Origin of the sequence: Flavobacterium silvaticum (assembly GCF_012911565.1) — a bacterium.
GTDB classification, from domain to species: domain Bacteria; phylum Bacteroidota; class Bacteroidia; order Flavobacteriales; family Flavobacteriaceae; genus Flavobacterium; species Flavobacterium silvaticum.
The window spans coordinates 1-21,266 of sequence record NZ_JAAMPU010000104.1 but is presented as its reverse complement, the minus strand read 5'-3'; the positions used below and the strand labels follow the sequence as shown (position 1 = coordinate 21,266).

The following is a 21,266-nucleotide window of genomic DNA, read 5'->3' as shown; positions in this document are numbered from 1 at the left end:
TATGGTCCTTAAAATCGGCATTCTCGTTTCTTACGATTACGAATATCTTAAAACGGCACTTCCGTTGGTTTACGATCATCCGAAAGTACTCGAGATTATCCTGGCCATAGACAAAAACCGTCAAACGTGGACTGGGAATTCGTTTGAAATACCAGATTCTTTTTTTGAATGGATTGCCGAATTCGATGTCAAAAAGAAAATCACAATCTGGGAGGAATCGTTCTATCATCCGGACAAAGACCCTATGATGAGCGAGACCTGGGAACGCAATCACCTGTATAGAAAAATGGGCAAATGCGACTGGTATCTCCAACTCGATTGCGATGAATATGTAATCGATTTCGACGGATATGTAGACGAACTCCAGCGCATTTCGATTGAATATGGCTCGCAACCGGTTGCTGTACGCCCGCGTCTGGCCATCCTGTTCAAGAAAGTGCCCTCTGGTTTTTTGGTGATTTCACCTATTCGGGAACGCGGATGGCTGGCGACGAACAATCCGGAAACGCAATACGGACGGCTCTTCGGTTCGAATGCCAACGTAGACGTAGACACTATAATCATACATCAATCCTGGGCCCGCAGCGAGGAAGAAATCGAACAAAAAGTAAGGAATTGGGGACACAGCCAGGACATGAAAGGACAAAGCTTTTTCAATTTGTGGAAAGTGCTCGACGAAAACAATTACCGCTTCATAAAAGATTTCCATCCCATGCCGTACAACCAGAACGTTTGGGAAGAATTGAAGCTGCTGCGTGTGGAAAACGCTTCTGATTTCATGGATTTCAGTGTGGAGCAAATGAACCGTATGTTCGACAAAAGACGCGTGATCAATATCTAGATGAGAATAGTCCAGAGTTTTTGGTCCAAACCTTTTTCAAGCGCCAGTACCGATCCGGGAGCAAGATACAAAGCCGGATGGTCGTCCCAGGCAGGTTTTTTCTATGCAAGCCTGTTGAGCTGCCTCAAATGGCGTGAATTTTACGGTGACGTGATTTTATATACGGATGATCACGGAAAGAAATTGCTTTCGGAACAGCTGCAACTGCCCTATTCCGAAATCCGAACCGACCTCAACAGATTGGATGAGTATCCGCCCGAACTTTGGGCACTGGGAAAAATCCTGACGTATTCGCTTCAGGAAGAACCGTTCCTTCATGCTGATTCCGATGTTTTCATCTGGAAAAAATTACCCGAAGCCTTGTTTGAAGGCCAGCTTTTCGCCCAGAATGTCGAGTTGAATTTTCCGCGTTACCAAGACTTCATGGCCATGATGACAGAGCGATTTGAGAACGTATCCGGGAAATTTCCGTTATATGCGCAAACGTCAGATTGTTATGCTTTCAATGCCGGTATTTTCGGAGGATCTGAATACAATTTTTTCAAAAAACATAAGGAAGCGGCGTTCGATATCGTCAAGGCAAATCTGGATAAACTTCAGGGAATTGATTCGTTTATGTTCAACATGGTTTACGAGCAGCTGCTGAGCTTCGAAATGGCAAACGGCGAAGGTCTTGATTGCCGACTTTATAAAAGCCACATGAATGAAGCGTTTACAGATGTCATGAAATTCCATGTTGTCCCGGCGTTTGACGAATACATCCACACGATTGGTTATGCCAAGCGATCCAACGTGATGAATGAACAGATAAAATACCGGCTCAGGCACGAATATCCAGTGGAATATGAAGCGCTGAACCGCAATATGCTGCTTCACGGACTGGCCTTAGCTGAAGATATACAGGATGACATTGCCCGTTTCGCGACGCTGGAAAGACTTTTCACCAAGCTTGAAGCATTGACGGGTGACGAGTTGCTTGCCTCAAAATTCAGGCTGTCTCCAAATGTTGTTATCGAAAACGACGAAGTCCGCTATATCTCGCCACAAACCGGATGCGCGGAAACATTGATCATGGAAGACTGGGATTTTTTATTGTATCAATTTGACCAACCGCGTTCCGCCAGCGAACTCACGCTCGAATTATTGCAGGACGAAGCTGTAGCCGAAACCTTTTCCCCTGAACTTCTGGCCCAAAAAGTATTTTCATTCATGATGGACCATTGTATGTACAACGGTATCCTTGAATTCGACAATTGAGTATGGAAGGATTTCGGTTCATAAAGGAATTTTTAGCAAAACTGCACTACCGCGAGGCTGAGGAAACCCTTTTGCAATTCCGTGCGCATCCGGAATTCCCTAATTTGTTCGCTTTTTCACAGACGCTTGATTTTATGGGAATCCCCGCATTCATTGGAACAATTCAAAAAGAAGATTTTGCGGAACTACCTGATATTTTCCTATCCGTAATCGAATCAGATACCGGAAAAGAATTGGTATACACACGCCGGAAAAGAAACGTCATAGAGGTTGAATTCTCCAACGGCTTCAAAAAGAAACTGAACGTACAGGAATTTCTTTCTGCCTGGACCGGAATCGTAGCCGTGGTCAATCAAAACACATCCGATGAAAACAGCAGTAACCGTCTCGCGAAACCACTGCTGCTTTTTGCCGCAGTAACGGGATTTGTATCCGTTCTTTTCCAAAATGACTTCTCAGTTTTGCCCGTCTTATTTTACGTACTATCCAGTATCGGAGCTTTATTTTCGTATTGGCTCATAGGCGAAGAAACGGGAATTAAGAACGACACGGTCTCCCGAGTATGTGCCATCGGTAAAAAAACGGAGTGTTCGTCTGTGGTGGCTTCCGGTTTTGGGAAATTCGGAAAAAAGGTTTCCGCCAGCGTCCTTTCGTTTTGGTATTTCCTGAGCATTGTGGTAATCCTTGTTTTTATTCCGGTAAAATCAATAACCCTTCTTGCAGTGATAGTTCCGGTTTGTATGATTCCGGTTGTACTTTACTCGTGGTATACGCAAGCCTTCACAATAAAAAAATGGTGTGTGTTGTGCCTTGGCGTCTCGGCCGTTCTTGTTCTCCAGGCCCTTTGTTCGGTATGGATATATAATTATTGGCCTTTAACATCATCTGGGATTTCCCAAAGCCTATCGGTTCTTTTTCTACTGGCCGGAATTTACTATATTTCGATGGCGGTCAAATCTGGAATGAGAAACCGTGTCGAACGCAACTGGGATTTGCTCCAGAACCAAAAAATGAAAAAGAACCCGATTGTTTTCAAGGCATTGCTGTCGTCATGGCAACCTGTCGACGTATCCGGATTGGACGAAGATTTCGCCATAGTAGCAGGCAATCCCGACGCACCTGTTTCTATTACAGCCGTAGTCAGCACCAGTTGCGAAAACTGCCATAAGACGGTGACGGAACTGTTGTCATTGGTCGAATCCAATCCGCAGGAATGCAAAGCCAGATTCGTCCTCAATGCACATACGGCTTCTGGCAACGAACTCAATATGGTTTATGAAACGATTCTTGAATATAATCGAAGCGGCAAACAGGAACAAGCTATATCAGCCCTCAAAGACTGGCACTTCAATCAGATTGGATTGAAAGCATGGGTTAAAAAATGGTCCGTAGCTGATACCAAATCCGGCATAGAAGCGCTCGAATACCTATTTTCCTGGTGTATGGAAACGGGTGTCTTTTTTACACCGGCGGTCATTGTCGAAGGACATTTGCTTGGCGAACCGTATTCAGCACGCGACCTCGCCTATTTTATTGACGAACTGGCCCAAACAAAATTGGTTTCCTGATGGCACGCTTTCCTTTTTATAAACAGCCCGACAGCAAAGATTGTGGCCCGACATGCATCCGTATTATCGCCAAATTTTACGGCAAGAATATCGAACTCCAACAAATCCGGAATTTGTCCGAAACAACGCGCGAAGGCAGTACGTTATTGGGCCTCAGCGATGCGGCAGAAGCCATGGGTTTCCGCACTTTAGGGCTTCGGATCAATTATGAAACACTTGAAAGCGAAGTCCAGTTGCCGTGTATAGCACATTGGAGCGGGCAGCATTTTGTGGTGGTCTACAAAATTTCAAAAGATACGGTGTACCTGTCCGATCCGAGTTACGGGCTGATATCGTATCCCAAAGACGAATTCATCAAATTCTGGATTGGGAAGAACGCACATGAAAAGACAGAGGAAGGCATTGTGCTGTATCTCGAACCGACGCCGGATTTCCACAAAAGCGATTGGGATACCGAAGATTCTCCGCGAAGCTTTGCCTTTCTTTCGCGTTACCTGATCCGGTACAAAAGCCTTGTCATACAGCTTATCATAGGTTTGGCGGCGGGAAGCATTTTCTCATTGCTGTTCCCTTTCCTCACGCAAAGCCTTGTAGATACCGGAATCCAGACCCAAAACCTGCATTTCATTTACCTGATATTGCTGGCCCAGCTCATGCTTTTTGTGGGACAGACGACCATTGAGGTATTGCGGTCGTGGATCATGTTGCACCTGAGTACACGTATCCATATTTCGCTGGTCTCGGATTTCTTCATTAAATTGATGAAACTGCCAATCAGCTACTTCGATACACGAATGACGGGCGACATCATGCAGCGCATAGGCGACAATCACCGCATCGAGCAATTGCTGACCGGGAATTCGCTCAACGCCGCTTTTTCAATAGTCAATTTCTTTATTTTCAGCTTTGTCCTCGCTTTTTATAATGTGCAACTTTTCGGGATTTTCCTTGCCGGAAGTACCGCTTACATATTATGGATCGCCTTTTTTCTCAAAAAACGAAAAGAACTCGATTACAAAAGGTTCGGCCAGGTCGCGAGCGAGCAATCCAAAGTGATGGAACTCATCAACGGCATGCAGGAAATCAAGATGCAGAATGCCGAAAAGCAAAAACGATGGGGCTGGGAATTCGTACAGATACGGCTTTTCAAGGTCAGCATGCAATCGCTGAGCCTCGAGCAATGGCAGTCGGTGGGTTCGAATTGCATCAACCAGCTAAAAGATTTGCTGATTACCTTTTTCGCGGCGACTTTGGTTGTCAAGGGAGATTTGACGTTGGGGATGATGCTATCGGTTCAATATATCATCGGGCAACTCAACAATCCGCTCATGCAATTGGTGGAATTCGTCCGTCAATTGCAGGATGCCAAGATCAGTCTCGAACGGCTTGGGGAAATCCACGATAAGGAAGATGAGGAAAATCCATCCGATCCTAAGATCCACGATTTTGAACCGGCGGCTTTATCCATCAGCAAGCTGTCGTTCCGTTACACCGGAAATCCGGATTATGTACTGACCGATATCAACCTCATCATCCCAAAGGAAAAGACTACCGCCATTGTCGGCACCAGCGGAAGCGGAAAAACGACCTTACTTAAATTGCTGATGAAATTCTACGAGCCCACAGGTGGCGAGATAAAACTCGGCAACATGCGTTTCCCGATGATTTCACCTTCTGCGTGGCGCACCCACTGCGGCGTAGTCATGCAGGACGGTTTTATCTTTAACGACACTATTGCCAACAACATAGCCGTTGGAGATGACCGTGTGGACAAAGCCCGGTTGCTATATGCGGTGGAAACGGCCAATATCCGGGAATTCATCGAAAGCCTGCCGCTTTCTTACAACACCAAAATCGGGAATGAAGGAACCGGGATTTCGGGCGGTCAAAAGCAGCGATTGCTTATAGCCCGGGCCGTTTATAAAAATCCGGATTATCTGTTTTTTGACGAAGCTACATCATCTCTTGATGCGAACAATGAAAAAGTCATCATGGAAAATCTCGATAATTTCCTCAAAGGAAAAACAGCGATCATCATAGCACACCGGCTTTCGACAGTCAAAAACGCAGACCAGATCGTCGTGCTCGAAAAAGGGGAAATCGTCGAAATCGGGACGCATAAGGAACTGATCTCGAACCGGAAAAATTATTTTGAACTTGTTAAAAACCAGCTGGAACTGGGCGACTGATCATGAAAAAAAACCTTGAAGAACTGGAATTGAGGTCAGATGCCATGCATGAAGTCCTGACACGGCCGCCGCGATGGATCATCCGGTACGGCATTTCGATTGTTTTCCTGATCATCATCGGTACCGTGATTTTGTCCTGGTTCATCAAATATCCCGATATTATTTCAGCCAAAGCCATCGTCACTTCCCAAAGTCCGCCCGAACGGCTTGAAGCACGAGCCAGCGGAAGGATCGCCAAACTTTTTGTTGCTAATTCCCAAAAAGTCAAACGGGGTGAATTGCTGGGCATACTTGAGAGTTCAGCCAATTATGAAGACGTGCTGAAGCTTAAAAAAGAGCTTGAAAACATAGGCGGCGATGACGATTTCAAGTTTCCGTTCGATGAGCTCAAACACACCCAATTGGGAGATATCCAATCGCCGTTCATCCAGTTCAGCAGGGCGTATACCGAGAATGAACTCAATGAAAAGCTGCATCCGATTGCCGAAGATATCTCGGCATCTGAAATTTCACAAAAAGAGAACCTGGGTCGGCTCGAAGGATTGTACCAACAGCAAAAAATAGAAGCCACAAAACTCCGCATCGCCGAACTCCAGTTTAAACGCGCCCAGGAATTGTTCGACAAAGGTGTCATATCGAAACTGGATTACGAGAAGGAAAAAGCATCGAGCCTGCAAGCGCAGCAGACATACGATCAGACAAATATGTCGATTTCACAGCAACGCGACGCCATCAACCAGACACGGAAACAGATTGTCGGCAGCAAAATCACACAGGAAAAAACCGATGTGACCAACAGAAGTTCGCTTCAGCAGTCGCTTGATGAACTCAAAAAAGCCATCCGAATTTGGGAACAGACCTATGTTTTCCGGGCTTCTTACAATGGAAAATTCCTTTTCCAGAATGCGTGGAAAGAAAACGGGCTGATACGTTCCGGGGAACTTTTCGCGACCATACTTCCGGACGACCAACAACAATTCGTGGGTAATTTAACGGTGGCGGCACAGAATTCAGGCAAGGTCCGGTCAGGCCAGAAAGTATTGGTGCGCCTTGATAATTTTCCATACCAGGAATATGGAGTGCTTGAAGGAACCGTAGAAACCATGTCGATCGTTCCCGATAAGGAAGGCGGTTATTTTACACAGATTTCGCTTCCGGACGGATTGCATACCTCCTATGGAAAGCAAATCAAATTCGACAAGGAACTTTCGGGTAATGCGAGCATCATAACCGATGATTTGCGTCTGATACAACGCATCTTCTATCAGTTCAAAGGAATGTCATCAGGCGGATCTTCGGTAGCGCCATCAAAATAAAAAGCCTCCCAAACTGAGAGGCTTTCTTTAAAAATCAGAAATATTTTTATGCTTCGGTAGCAATAAGATTCAAAGCCGAACCGGCAACGAACCAGCCAATCTGGCCTTCGTTGTAGGAATGGTTGGCCATGATGACATCTTTGCTTCCGTCTTTGTGGACGAATTCAAGCGTCAGTTGTTTGCCCGGAGCGAATTCGACCAGGTCCGGGAAGTTGATGGTATCGTCTTCCTGGATCAGATCATAATCGGCCTCATTGGCAAACGTAAGCGCTAGCATTCCTTGTTTTTTGAGGTTGGTCTCGTGGATACGTGCGAACGATTTTACAAGCACCGCTTTCACACCAAGGAAACGAGGTTCCATGGCTGCGTGCTCACGCGAAGAACCTTCTCCGTAATTGTGATCCCCCACAACAATCGATGGAATTCCAGCCGCTTTGTAAGCTCTTTGGACTGCAGGAACCGCATCATACTCGCCTGTCAGCTGATTCTTAACTGAGTTTGCTTTCTGGTTGAATGCGTTGATGGCACCAATAAGCATATTGTTCGAGATATTGTCGAGGTGTCCGCGGAAACGCAACCAAGGGCCGGCCATTGAAATGTGGTCGGTGGTACATTTTCCGAAAGCTTTGATAAGCAATTTGGCACCTGTGATGTTCTTATGATCCCACTCGGCAAAAGGAGCGAGCAACTGAAGACGTTCCGATGTCGGGCTGACGACAACCTGAACATGCGAACCATCTGCAGCCGGTGCCTGATAACCCGGATCTTCGGCATCGAATCCTTTTGGAGGCAATTCATTTCCGGTCGGCTCATCGAGTTTCACTTCCATGCCGTCTTCGTTGATCAACGTATCGGTTATTGGGTTGAAACTCAAATCCCCGGCGATTGCCAAAGCTGTAACCAATTCCGGCGAACCTACGAACGCCAGTGTGTTCGGGTTTCCATCGGCACGTTTCGAGAAGTTACGGTTGAAGGAGTGGACAATGGTATTGCGTTCTTCTTTCTCTGCTCCTTCCCTGTCCCACATTCCGATACACGGTCCACAGGCGTTGGCAAAAACAGTCGCGTTGATTTTATCGAAAAGGTCGATGAAACCATCGCGTTCTATGGTATGACGCACCACTTCAGAACCCGGAGTGATGGTGAATTGTGCCTTGGTCTTCAGTTTTTTATCCGCTACCTGTTTGGCCAAAGAAGCCGAACGTGCGATATCTTCATAAGACGAATTGGTACAAGACCCAATAAGTCCAACCTGGATTTGTAAAGGCCAATCATTTTTGATCGCTTCTTCCTTCATTTTCGAAATCGGCGTTGCCAAATCCGGAGTGAAAGGTCCGTTCAAATGCGGCTCCAGTTCAGAAAGATTGATTTCGATAACCTGATCGAAGTACTGTTCCGGATTTGCATATACTTCTGCATCACCGGTAAGATACGGACGGATTTTGTTGGCTTCATCAGCAACATCGGCACGGTTTGTAGAACGCAGGTAGCGCTCCATGGAATCGTCATACCCGAAAGTCGAAGTCGTTGCCCCGATTTCAGCACCCATGTTACAGATGGTTCCTTTTCCGGTACATGACATAGAAGTCGCACCTTCTCCGAAATATTCAACAATGGCACCGGTTCCACCTTTCACGGTCAGGATTCCGGCCACTTTTAAGATCACATCTTTTGGTGCAGTCCAACCCGACAGTTTTCCGGTCAAATGCACACCAATCAGTTTCGGGAATTTAAGTTCCCATGCCATGCCCGACATTACGTCAACGGCATCGGCACCACCGACTCCGATTGCGACCATTCCAAGTCCACCTGCATTTACAGTGTGTGAATCGGTTCCAATCATCATTCCGCCCGGGAAAGCATAATTTTCAAGGACAACCTGGTGGATGATTCCGGCTCCGGGTTTCCAGAAACCGATTCCGTATTTATTTGAGATTGACGACAAAAAGTCGAATACTTCGTTACTTTGTTCTTTGGCACGCGCCAAATCTGTTTTGGCATTGACTTTCGCCTGGATCAGGTGATCGCAATGAACCGTTGTGGGAACAGCAACCTGAGGTTTTCCGGCGTGCATGAATTGCAAAAGGGCCATTTGTGCGGTGGCATCCTGGCAGGCAACACGATCCGGGGCGAAATCTACATAATCCTTACCGCGGGTAAAAGATTGGGATGGCATTCCTTCCCAAAGGTGATTGTACAATATTTTTTCAGAAAGGGTAAGCGGACGGCCGACGATCTCGCGTGCTTTATCGACACGAGCGGGCATATTCGCATACACCTTTTTAATCATTTCAATATCAAAAGCCATAATCTGGGTATGTTAATTTGTGCAGTGCAAATTTACTTAATTTAGGTAATAGCTGAAAGATTTTTAATAAATTGAATGAATCCGATTATTATTATTTCCGATTCAGGACTTTCAATGAATTTTATTAAGTAAAACTTAGATTTTTAATAAAATTTTACCAATTCGTTATTTTAAGGTTTTTTTATTGCCGATTTACCAAAAACAATACTTCCCCAAAGGTTGTAGAATCATTCTAAATTAAGCCCTGCAATCGATTTCGCTCTATTCTGGAAGGTTCCGATCGCGCCATTTGAGAAACCGTTTTTCAAAACAAGCATACATCAGGTAACTCAATCCAAGGCTGATGAAGATGTAAAGCAGGAATTGCATACCAAAGACCTCAGGTGCAAAATGCTTTACGCACTGCAAAACAATTCCGTAGTGCACCAAATACAACGCATAAGAAATTTTACTGATGAACGTAATTGGTGCCGATGCGATTCCGCCTATAGCCCAAACCGAACAAAAGGGTAAAAAGCAACAAAATCCAAAAGATGCCAACGGCAGATAAAATACATTCCAGAACAACTGGTATTTGTCAAACGACAATCCCAAAAATCCGACACCTACAGAAAGAAAGCCAATTATCAGGATTCCGATCAGCAGAAAAAGCAAACGCGATTTGAACCAAAAGCCAGGAAACCTAACAGACAGAATCGCTGCGAGCACGCCCGTAAAAATCGCATCCAATCTATAAACCACGACAGATTTCAACCCGATGTTCCAATAGTCGAGCGTCATGCCTGAATGTTGGGAATGATAATGAAACCGCATCAGGAATCCGATTAAAATCAGCAATATCGTAATGGCAAAAAATGTTTGCAGTGTTTTCCGTCTCATAAAAATCACTGCGATAAACAAAGCCATCGGTAAAATCAAATAGGCAAATTCTTCTACCGACAAACTCCACGACTCGGTAAAAAACGGCGTCATGGGCCATGCAAAATTCTGAAGGAAGAAAATGTATTTCCAATTCGGTTCGGAACTCGAAAACCACAAAGCCAGGATAATGTTGAGGATCAAAGCCAGATAGTAATTCGGAAGCGTCCGCAACCAACGACGTTTGAGGAAAGTAAGAATTGCTTTTCGGTCGAAATCTGAATTCAGGAATTGCCGCAATAAAATCCGTCCGATCAAAAAGCCCGAAAGCACAAAAAACAATTCGACCCCAAAAAAACCGCCCAAGCTTGCGAGTTGACCAGCCATTCCGGTTTTGTTCGGCAACAGCCACCACAAATGTCCGCAAACAACCATGGTAATTGCCGCACTGCGCATGACATCCAATCCAAAAATCCTATCCCTGGCCATACTTCGTGAGACGCATGCGCCATTTTAAAATTGGTTTTTCATAATAGCTGTACAATAGCCAACTCAATCCGATGGTAATCGAAAGATAAATGATCATGTAGCCAAAAAGCATTGGTACGGACAAATTAGCCGTCGGGAAGAATTGCTTCATCAGCCACAAAACCAAGCTGTAATGGATCAGGTAGATCGAATAGGAAATGTTGCCGAGGAAAGTCACTGGCTTATCAAGAATGACCGATGCCGAAGTCCATTCGGAGAAAAAAGGCAATGACATAGCCGACGCCAACGACAACAAAGGCAACAGGCACACATTCCAGAAAAATGGGTAATTGGCAAGCGACAATTTGGCGACTCCGGTAATGAAAGCCATCGATCCGAAAAGCAAAATCCCAAGGATTGCAAAATGCCATTTATAATTCGCCCAGATATTCCGGAAACGCGACCGAAGCCAGAAAAAAAGCACGCCGGTCAACACCGCATCATATCTGAAAACAAAAACCGACCGAAGCGAAATGTTCCAGTCGTGCATGCTCATCGTATCTGAATGTTCGACATGAAACCAGATTTTATTGCCGATAGCCGACAAATACAGCATGAAAATAAAAATAAAAAATAATTTCCCCCTGTCGATTCCGCGGAAGACAGCAGCCACAACCAACAAACCGAAAGGAATGATGAAATAAGGAATTTCCTTGATCGACATAGACCACGATTCCGGAAAGAACGGCAACATGGGATGGGCGAAATTCTGCAGGAACAGAAAATATTTCCAAGGTTCATCGACAGACAAACCGATCAGAAAAGCAACGACAAGATTGACGCAAAGAATCAGCAGGTAACTTGGCATGATACGCAATGACCGCCGTTTGAGGAACCGACGCACTTTTTGGTAATCGAAACCGGAATCGGTAAAAATACGATACAGGCTTCCACCGATAAGGTATCCGCTGAGAACAAAGAAAATCTCGACACCCATAAACCCCGAGAAACTGACGATTTTGGTAAACAGGCTTTTGTGTCCTTCAAAAATCCAAAGGCAATGCGCCGACAGCACCAGCAATATCGCCAACACGCGCATGGCGTCGAGACCAAAAATTTTCTGTTGCTGCGGCAGGTCGGGAATCATGAAATGCGTTAAGTTTGCAAGGATGCGTAAGTCAAAGATATACAAAATTGCGGGCGGCTTTGTGATCGGGGCCATTGTGGTGGGAGCGATTGGTTACAGCCAGCTTTCGAACCGGCACAAGGCCATCGTGAAAACCGAATTCCTGTTCCGCACCGGAATCGTAAAGAACAAATGGGACATCGACAAGGAACCGTCTGAATACCGCATGATTTCACCAACGTTCCTTATCGATGGCATCTACAAATCTATGGAAGGCCCGAAGGCGACGAATTTCGTCCAGCTTTCGCAAGACACGTCGCTGGTCTGGCTTACAGGCTTTAAAGTGAAGGCGCTCGATTCCAAAATGACTACGCAATTATCGAATGACTTTATCTGTCATACGAATATTGATTTCAACGATTCCAGATATTATACGGGCTTCGGGCTGTTGAACCGCGTTGGCGTACAGTATCCGCGTATGACCTCGCTTTCGAACGGTCAGGAAAGTTTTGAATTTCCAAAAGGTTACGGGATTCCGATGCGAGGCAACGACCTGTTAACCGTAACGACCGAATCACTGAACCACAACATAAAAGATGCGGATCTTTGGATCAAGCATGAAATCGACATCGATTACCAAAAAAACGGAGACGGACTCAAACCGTTGATGACAAGGACCATTTTTGTCGCGCTTCCGTTCGATGAGAAAGATCCCTACAAGGAACCGCTCGATCCGGCGGCGAACAGTTGTATTCCGGTCGAAACCAAGAATCATACATATGACGACGGCAAAGGCGGAAAACTGTCGGGACATTGGGTGATTCCGCCCGGAAAAAGCACTTGGCACAGCAGCATTGACGGACAATTGCAAATGAAGGATAGTTTACGGTTACATGCCGCGGCCGTTCATGTGCATCCGTTTTCGACATCGCTCACTGTTTTCGACCTGACCGACAACAAAGTCATTTTCAAAAGTGAGATGACGAATTACAAAGATAAAATCGGGCTTGAGAAAGTCACGGCATTTTCATCTGAACAGGGCATCTGGCTTTACGCAAACCATCACTACGAACTTCGGCAGGAATGTGACAATACAACCGCTATCGATCAGGATATGATGGGAAGCATGTTCCTGTTCTTTTACGATGCGGAACTGGAATCGAAGATCAGGCAGAAACCGTAACATCAGCTATGATGAAAAACCTTGTTTACATATTCCTGGTTTTCTGTTTGACGATCAGTTGTGGCAAAAAGGAAAAGTTCGACGAAGGCATTTATATTCTCAGGAAATACATCGACAAAGACCATTTCGAAGACGACTATATGGAAACTTTTCTGGCAAGGGTTTCAAAAGATACAATCACGCTGTATGCAACCGTAAATACGTGGGGAAATCCATCCAAAAGGAATTATGAATCGGAACGGAAACGAATAATCAATGATTCCACCATTTTAATCGATGCGTTCGTAAGAAAACACAAACAATCGGAAGAATTCGTGAAATTGAAAGACGCCGCAAAAATCATCGGCCCTGAAGGAATCAACACAGACGAATTCACAAAATACCTCAACGCCAACCTTATTGCCGGAACGTACAAAACGGCAAAAGGAGAAGTGGTCTTTTCTAAAGATGGAAAGATCCGGAATCTTGGAAACCTCAAGACTTTTTCCGTAAATCCGAGATTCGGAACGAACTGGTGGTATGATTACCGAACCATTTACATCAATAACGAACTCTGGAAATTCGACTTTACCAAAACGGAACTGATCCTAACCAAATACCTGAAACGTGGAATTGAGCAAGATGCCATGACCGGCAACGAGAAGATAGTCCTCAACAGGTGAACTTGAGTTCCTGAAATGATTCGATTACAATAAGGTCGAAATGATTTTTTCGATAGAAATCCCTTCCGCGTCGGCTTTGTAGTTCTTGACGACACGATGTCGCAGGATTCCTGTCGCGACCGCTTTAACGTCTTCAATATCCGGAGAATATTTCCCGTTAAACGCAGCGTGTGCCTTTGCGGCAAGAATCAGGTTTTGAGACGCACGTGGCCCCGCTCCCCAATCGATATAATTTTTGATGAAGTCCGTCGCCATGTCATTATCCGGACGGGTCTTGCTGACGAGTGTCACGGCGTATTCGATCACATTATCGGCAACCGGAACACGACGCACCAGGTGTTGAAAAGCGATGATCTCAGTATCGGAAAACAAGGCATTTATAGTTGGCTTTTCATCAGAAGTAGTGGCTTTCACCACCTGCACTTCTTCTGCAAAACTCGGGTAATCCAATTTTATCGAGAACATGAAACGGTCGAGCTGGGCTTCGGGCAACGGATACGTTCCTTCCTGCTCTATCGGGTTTTGGGTTGCCAGTACAAAATACGGCAGCGATAGTTTATGGGTCTGGCCGGAAATAGTCACCGCACGCTCCTGCATCGCTTCAAGCAAAGCGGCCTGCGTTTTGGGCGGCGTCCGGTTGATTTCATCGGCTAAGATGATATTTGAGAAGATAGGCCCGCGAACGAATTTGAACTGTCGGTTCTCATCGAGTATTTCACTTCCGAGAATGTCCGACGGCATCAAATCGGGCGTAAACTGTATGCGTTTGAAATCAAGCCCCAACGCCTGTGAAATGGTATTGACCATCAACGTTTTTGCAAGCCCGGGAACGCCGACGAGCAATGCATGTCCGCCAGAAAAAATAGCGAGTAGAATTTCATCGACAACTGCATCCTGTCCTACGATTACTTTGGATATTTCGGCTTTGAGGGCTTTTCGTTTTTCGACCAGGTTTTGGATTGCAGCGACGTCAGACATTTAATTATTGGCTATTGTTATTTTTATTTTTTATGGTTCCGGATCAGATTTTTTTCATCCAGTCATTTGTGAACTTACAATCGCGGTATTCGCCGTTGACCTTTACGTAAGTGGTCTTGATTTTTTCATCGAACCATTTCCCTACGGCCTCGAACTGCTTTTCTTTGAGTGCGAGTGCCTTGATCTTGGTGTAATCCTTTGCATAATCGGCAACGTGTTCATCATATCTGTTTGTAACCGTATACAATTTAAATGTTTTTTTGCCTTGCTCTTCATCGAGAACCGGATAAGACACTTCATTGTCTTTTAAATTCGATACTTCACGATACAGCGACGGATCCATTTTAGTCAGTTCAAAACGCGTATCCTGGGTTCTTGGGTTGATCAAAACACCGCCGTTATTACGGGTTTCTTTTTGGTCCGACATCATTTTGGCCGCTTCCGAGAAAGTGATTTCCTTATCGTCGATACGTTTTTTGATCAACATGGCCTTTTCGCGCGCCTCTTTCATGGCCTGGTCGCTGACCTTAGGCGAAATCAGGATGTGGCGAAGTTCAAGTTCCTGCCCGCGGATTTTTTCCACCATGATGATATGATACCCGTATTCCGTTTCAAACGGTTCCGATATTTCGCCTTCCTGCAAACTGAAAGCAACATCCTTGAATTCCTTTACGAATTGCGTCTTGCGGTTCATCTTGTAAAAACCTCCGGTCGAGCTGGACGCTTTATCATCGGTATACAAAACGGCTTTTCCAAAGAAACTCGCACCTTCCTGAACTTCTTTCTTGATTTCCTTTAACCTGTTAATGGCAGCCTGTTTATCGGCATCGCTTATTTTTGGGGCGATTACAATTTGGGCCACCTCCATTTCGGCTCCGAATATTGGACGGTCGGCTTCCGGGATTTTATTGAAAAACGTACGCACTTCTTCCGGCGTGATCTGGACATCGTCTACAATCTTGCTCGTCATTTCCTGGGTCAGCATTCCCATTTTGACGATTTCGAACATATCGGTACGGAAATCATCTTCTGAATCTTTGCGGAAATATTCAACCACTTTTTGCATATCACCCAATTGTTCAACCATATAGTCGATTTGTTTCGACATACGCTCGCGAACCTGTGCATCGCTGACCACAATACTGTCCTGTATGGCCTGGTGTGCATACAAACGGTCTTCCATGAGTTTTCCCAGGATTTCGCAACGTGAGAAATCCGGCATGTCACGACTCTGGCTTTTCATTTCGAGAATCGATTTGTCGATGTCCGAATCCAGGATAATGTAATCGCCCACAGTAGCCACGATTCCGTCGATTTTCTGGCGGCGCGGCGGTTGTGACTGTTCTGTGGAAGCAGTCATCGGAATGATTTCCTGAGCCGGCATAATGGTCGGCACTAACAAAAGAATCAGGAATAATTTGGTGAGATATCTCATACTTTAATTTTTAAGCAATTAAAACGAACGATGGCAGGCAGTTCTTATTGCTTCATTTCTTTTTTAAGTTCCTCGAAATTCGGACGGTTGACGACAACCGTGAACTCCTTGCGTAAATCCTTCACCCAGTTTTCCTCGAGCGATTGCTGGTAGTCATTTACTACTTTCCCTTTCGCCTCATCGAGCGTTTTTGGCCCGGCAGGCATCACCTTATTGACTTTGACGACAAAATAATAGTCGCCGTCCTTAATGATTTCAGACACGCCTTTTTCAAACTTCATCCCTTTTGGCAAGGCATCATTCCCTTCTTCAAAAGTTCCCGAAGTCGTCATGACATTCACTTTGTCTTTGACATTGAGTTTTTGTTTGATGGCATCGGCCGCGGCATCTTTCTGGAGCATTTTGCGCGCTTCCTTGATCACATCCTGGCTTGTCGAAGAGGCAATGACCACATCTGCCCTGTTCTTCCACGAATAATTCGCTTTATTCTGCTCAAAGTAAGCCTTGAGCCCAAGTGTATCTGTTTTGGAACGCTGCCAGATTTCTTTCTCCATCAGGTCGAACAACAGCAATCCGTCGCGGTATTCGTCCATAACGGCGGCAAATTCCGGGAATTCCTTTTCAAGGTCGCCTTTGTAATACGAATTCAACTGCTCGTCTTCATATTTGGCATACACCTTATCTACAAGTGCACCGATTGGTTTTTCGGTATGCCCTGCCTTTTGTTGTATGAACAGATAATTGACAAAATTCGAAGCCGGATACACGCTGTCTTTTACGGTCAGTAATTTATCCTTGAAATTATCAAGGTTCGGTTTTTTCCATTCCGATTTGTAATAATCATCGGTAACCGTAGCTTTTACCGCCTTATACATTTTATCGTTTCGCTTCACATTGTATTTCTTGTGAAGTTTTTCGCTCATCGATTCGGCTATAAGTTTGGAACGATCGTCCTTGCTGACTTTGCTTTCGAGTTCAGCCTGCATTTCCGCCAATGTCTTGACCGGATAACGATCTATGAATTTCACGATATGCCATCCGAAAGCACTCTGGAAAGGTTCCGATAAAGGTTTGTCTTTAGAAAGCGAAAAAGCAACATTTTCAAATTCCTCAGAGCTCAATTGACCCGATCCGAAGCGATTCAATACGCCCCCTTTCGATGATGAAGATTTATCATCCGAAAATTGTTTCGCAAGGCTTTCGAAGTTCTCACCCTGCTGTAATTTCTGATAGACATCGAAGATCTTTTGTTTCGCGGCCGCTTTTGTGGCTTCATCGGCATCGGCAGGACTAAGCACCATGATATGGGCTACCGAAACTTCACCGCGGTTGTCACGTACATCATCCACCTTTAGGATATGATAACCAAAACGTGTACGGAAGGGTTTCGAAACCTGTCCTTTCGCCGTTTTGTATGCCGCATTTTCAAACGGATACACCATTCGAAAAGCAGAGAAATAACCCAAGTCACCTTTGTTTTCCTTAGCTGACGGGTCTTGTGAATATTGTTCGGCCAGTTTGTCGAAATCTTCCCCGGCAGCCGCTTTTTTATAAACTTCCTGGATTTTGTTCCAGGCTTTCAATGTATCGGCAGGAACAGCATTTTCATCGGCAAGGATTAAAATGTGGGAGGCACGGATTTCTTTTAATGAGCGCTGATACGCTTCATCGACAAGCTCTTTGGTCACTTTGGTATCGGTCATATACCCTTTGGCCAGCTGGTCGCGGTATTGGTTGAGTTCCTGATGGTAAGCCCCACCTTTCTCAAGCCCGAGTTTGTATGCCTTATTGATTTTGAGTTTGTAACCGATGAACAACTCCAGGTACTGATCCAAGTCCTTTTGGGACTCATCTTTGACCAGATCCAGGTTCTTTTTGTAGACACGGACGAATTCGTCTGAGTAATACGGTTTGTTATCGATAGTGAAAAGTTCTTCTTTCTTTACTTTTTGGGCGGTTGCGACCATTCCAAGGAAGCAAATCCCGAGCATCAACTTATTGAAATTCATTCTTTTGAAAGCGACTTTAACGTTAATGGGCAACGGCCCGGATGATGTTTGGTTTTAGCGGAAACAAATGTAGCAATTCAATCCTATTAAGCAAGTTAGGGTTTGGGTATTAACAAAAAATTAGTTGGCGTTTGGGAGATCGGAAGTTCGGAAGATGGGGAGATCGGAAGATGGCAGTCGGAAAAGTCAGGAAAGTCAGGAAAGTCAGGAAACTTGGCAAAGTTGGGAGGTGGCGCAGTCTAACGCAGCAAACTAAATTCGGGTGCCCAATGTCAGTAGGTTTAAATATATTCTTCGGGAATCTGGATCTTCTGAACTTCAAACTTTTTCAGGGCGTGCCGGCTGCCAACAAAAACTACAGGCTGTGGCCTTTGTTTTTGTAAGCCGCCGTCGGGCTGGCCGCACTCGCTTTTTGTCCGAAGGCGGAACAAAAGAGCTCAAACATATGCTGCCATCCCTCACGCGGGCGTTCTTATGCTCTCCTGCGTAATATAATGTTTAGATTTCTGGACGCGCTTCGTTTTTAGATTTTTGCTGGTTGCACCTTTTCGGACATCTTAAAGGATTTCGGGTAAAAAAACGAAGTGCTTGCAGTATGGGCTTATTTAAAAGTGGAGCTTGCCCCTCCCACCCTAGCAAGGTACATTTTTCCAAAATACCCTAAATACATTAAAACTGCATCAATTCATAAATTTTCTTCAATTGAAATGAGTGCCGGTTCTTTCCGTATGCGTGAGCGATGCAAACGGTTAGCCCACAGCGGCAGCGAGATGGTTTGCCGGCTGTTTTGAGCGACCAACGGAAGCTCCAAAACGGCCGTTGCAAACCACGAGAGGCAGCAAGGACTAAAAGTGGGCAGCGCGACGGCGGCCACAACAAAGGCACCTTTTACAAGAAGTTTCCGGCCGCCGGCACGCCCTGAAAAAGTTTGAAGTTCGGGAGTTCAAAAGTTCGCAAGAAACAGATCGAAGAATGCTCCTCTAATAAACCTGAATATAGTTCAGTTAGTTTTCTACAACACCGCACCAGACTTATCCCGTCTTCTACCTCAAGAAATTCACTTCCGATCTTCCGAACTCCCGAACTTCAAACTTTCAACTATCTTTGCACCCTATTTCAACCCTATGAGTTTTTTAAAAGAAATCGAAAGACGCCGCACGTTTGGCATCATTTCCCACCCCGATGCCGGTAAGACCACGCTGACCGAAAAACTGCTTTTGTTCGGTGGTGCCATCCAGGAAGCCGGTGCCGTAAAGAGCAACAAGATCAAGAAGGGCGCAACGAGCGACTTTATGGAAATTGAGCGCCAGAGAGGAATCTCGGTCTCGACTTCGGTACTTGCGTTCAATTACAAAGACAAAAAAATCAACATTCTCGATACGCCCGGACACAAGGATTTCGCTGAAGATACGTATCGGACTCTTACCGCTGTAGATTCCGTTATTGTTGTGATCGACGTGGCAAAAGGTGTCGAGGAACAGACGGAAAAACTCGTTTCGGTTTGCCGTATGCGAAATATCCCGATGATTGTTTTCATCAACAAGCTCGACCGTGAAGGTAAAGACGCTTTTGATTTGATGGATGAAGTGGAACAGAAGCTAGGGCTTCGCGTGACGCCTTTGAGTTTCCCGATAGGCATGGGGTACGACTTTCAGGGAATTTATAACCTGTGGGAGAAAAACATCAATTTATTCAGTGGAGACAGTCGCAAGAATATTGAGGAAACGATTGCTTTTTCGGATGTCCAGAATCCGGAACTCGAAAAAATAATCGGGGAAAAACCGGCGAATAAACTGCGCGAAGAACTCGAACTCATCGATGAAGTCTATCCGAAATTCGAGCGTCAGGATTACCTTGACGGGAATTTACAGCCGGTGTTTTTTGGTTCTGCCTTAAATAACTTCGGTGTCCGTGAATTGCTCGATTGCTTCATAGACATCGCTCCTGCCCCACGCCCGAAAGAATCGGAAACCCGTGAAGTCAAACCTGACGAGACAAAACTCACCGGGTTTGTTTTTAAAATCCACGCGAATATGGATCCGAAACACCGCGACCGCCTGGCTTTCGTCAAAATCGTTTCTGGAACATTTGAACGCAACAAACCGTATCTGCACGTGCGCCAGGATAAAACCCTGAAATTTTCAAGTCCGAATGCCTTCTTCGCAGAGAAAAAAGAAATCGTCGATATTTCATACCCGGGTGACATTGTTGGTTTGCACGACACCGGGAACTTCAAGATTGGGGATACATTGACCGAAGGTGAAAAATTGTCATTCAAAGGAATCCCGAGTTTCTCTCCGGAGCATTTCCGATACATCAACAACGCCGACCCGATGAAAGCCAAGCAGCTCGAAAAAGGTGTCGACCAATTGATGGATGAAGGAGTCGCACAGTTATTCACGCTCGAAATGAACGGAAGAAAAGTCATCGGAACCGTCGGTGCGCTTCAATATGAGGTTATCCAATATCGCCTCGAACATGAATACGGTGCAAAATGTACGTACGAACCTTTCGCGGTCCATAAAGCCTGTTGGGTAAAACCCGATGACCCAAAAAATGAGGAATTCAGGGAGTTCAAGCGCATCAAGCAAAAATTCCTTGCCCATGACAAATACGGCCAATTGGTTTTCCTTGCCGATTCTGACTTTACCATTCAAATGACCGTTTCAAAATACCCGACAGTAAAACTGTTTTACACTTCTGAAATGGATTAAAGACAAACCGGCGATGAGCCGGTTTTTTTTTGGCTTCTGTTTGCCATGATTTAAATATCACCGTAGCGAATTTTGTAAAAGAATTTTGTGGCAATCCAACGTGTGGACTTTTTAAAAGCCACACGTTGGATTGCCACAAAGATTCCCAACACGGATTTACTGGATTTTATGCTACGAAGACACAAGTACACCGCAGAGGCATCACCCGTCCTTCTTGCATTCGTAGAATTCCTTTACCCAATAAAAAAGCCCCGACTTGCGTCGGGGCTTAATTGTTAATCGTTACTTAATTGTCAATTACCGTTTGATCACACGCAACGTCTTCACGTTGCTTCCCTGTGTCAATACGATGTT

At 45.2% G+C, this 21,266-nt stretch carries 14 protein-coding genes; 8 read left to right on the top strand and 6 right to left on the bottom strand.

All coding sequences use genetic code 11. From position 1 onward, the window contains the following. Position 1: 1 nt before the first annotated feature. Genes G6047_RS08205 through G6047_RS08185 form a run of 5 tightly spaced genes read left to right on the top strand, consistent with a single transcriptional unit; the run spans position 2 to position 7,171 of the window. Positions 2–841, top strand: a complete 840-nt coding sequence (locus G6047_RS08205; protein ID WP_169527126.1) for a hypothetical protein — start codon at positions 2–4, stop codon at positions 839–841. After that, the gene (locus tag G6047_RS08200; RefSeq protein WP_169527125.1) at positions 842–2,098 is read left to right on the top strand and encodes a DUF6734 family protein; all 1,257 of its coding nucleotides are present in this window, start codon (positions 842–844) and stop codon (positions 2,096–2,098) included. Positions 2,099–2,100: 2 nt separating this feature from the next. Further along, positions 2,101–3,666, top strand: a complete 1,566-nt coding sequence (locus G6047_RS08195) for a vitamin K epoxide reductase family protein (protein WP_169527124.1) — start codon at positions 2,101–2,103, stop codon at positions 3,664–3,666. Further along, entirely contained in the window at positions 3,666–5,855 is a 2,190-nt protein-coding gene (locus G6047_RS08190) for a peptidase domain-containing ABC transporter (RefSeq protein WP_169527123.1), read from the top strand. Before G6047_RS08195 ends, G6047_RS08190 begins: the two co-directional genes overlap by 1 nt. A 2-nt stretch (positions 5,856–5,857) precedes the next feature. After that, positions 5,858–7,171 carry an HlyD family secretion protein gene (locus tag G6047_RS08185; RefSeq protein WP_169527122.1) on the top strand — a complete coding sequence of 438 codons (1,314 nt, stop codon included), beginning with the start codon at positions 5,858–5,860 and terminating at the stop codon, positions 7,169–7,171. 46 nt (positions 7,172–7,217) lie between these two features. Here the strand turns inward: G6047_RS08185 and G6047_RS08180 are convergent, their stop codons facing one another. From G6047_RS08180 to G6047_RS08170, 3 genes are all read right to left on the bottom strand, one after another. After that, positions 7,218–9,479, bottom strand: a complete 2,262-nt coding sequence (locus tag G6047_RS08180) for an aconitate hydratase (RefSeq protein WP_169527121.1) — start codon at positions 9,477–9,479, stop codon at positions 7,218–7,220. Between the two features lie 261 nt (positions 9,480–9,740). Then, positions 9,741–10,826 carry an acyltransferase family protein gene (locus tag G6047_RS08175; protein WP_169527120.1) on the bottom strand — a complete coding sequence of 362 codons (1,086 nt, stop codon included), beginning with the start codon at positions 10,824–10,826 and terminating at the stop codon, positions 9,741–9,743. Then, positions 10,813–11,952 (bottom strand): acyltransferase family protein, encoded by a 1,140-nt coding sequence (locus tag G6047_RS08170; protein ID WP_169527119.1) that lies wholly within the window; start codon positions 11,950–11,952, stop codon positions 10,813–10,815. The genes G6047_RS08175 and G6047_RS08170 overlap by 14 nt, the downstream gene beginning before the upstream one ends. Positions 11,953–11,974: 22 nt before the next feature. Between G6047_RS08170 and G6047_RS08165 the strand changes: the two genes are divergently transcribed. Next, a complete protein-coding gene (locus G6047_RS08165) occupies positions 11,975–13,114 on the top strand; it encodes a hypothetical protein (RefSeq protein WP_169527118.1) in 1,140 nt (379 codons plus the stop codon). A gap of 8 nt (positions 13,115–13,122) precedes the next feature. Continuing rightward, positions 13,123–13,776: a hypothetical protein gene (locus G6047_RS08160; RefSeq protein WP_169527117.1), complete on the top strand. Its 654-nt coding sequence runs from the start codon at positions 13,123–13,125 to the stop codon at positions 13,774–13,776. Positions 13,777–13,800: 24 nt separating this feature from the next. Here G6047_RS08160 and G6047_RS08155 read toward each other — a convergent pair whose 3' ends face one another. The 3 genes from G6047_RS08155 to G6047_RS08145 are packed head-to-tail and all read right to left on the bottom strand — an operon-like array spanning position 13,801 to position 18,198. Then, positions 13,801–14,754 carry an AAA family ATPase gene (locus tag G6047_RS08155; RefSeq protein WP_169527116.1) on the bottom strand — a complete coding sequence of 318 codons (954 nt, stop codon included), beginning with the start codon at positions 14,752–14,754 and terminating at the stop codon, positions 13,801–13,803. A 43-nt stretch (positions 14,755–14,797) separates the two neighbouring features. After that, on the bottom strand, positions 14,798–16,189 hold the full coding sequence (locus G6047_RS08150) for a peptidylprolyl isomerase (protein WP_169527115.1): 1,392 nt from the start codon (positions 16,187–16,189) through the stop codon (positions 14,798–14,800). A 44-nt stretch (positions 16,190–16,233) separates the two neighbouring features. Then, positions 16,234–18,198, bottom strand: coding sequence for a peptidylprolyl isomerase (locus tag G6047_RS08145; protein ID WP_169527114.1), 1,965 nt, complete (start codon positions 18,196–18,198; stop codon positions 16,234–16,236). A gap of 1,124 nt (positions 18,199–19,322) precedes the next feature. Between G6047_RS08145 and G6047_RS08140 the strand changes: the two genes are divergently transcribed. After that, positions 19,323–20,912 (top strand): peptide chain release factor 3, encoded by a 1,590-nt coding sequence (locus tag G6047_RS08140; RefSeq protein WP_169527113.1) that lies wholly within the window; start codon positions 19,323–19,325, stop codon positions 20,910–20,912. The last annotated feature ends 354 nt before the right edge of the window (positions 20,913–21,266 follow it).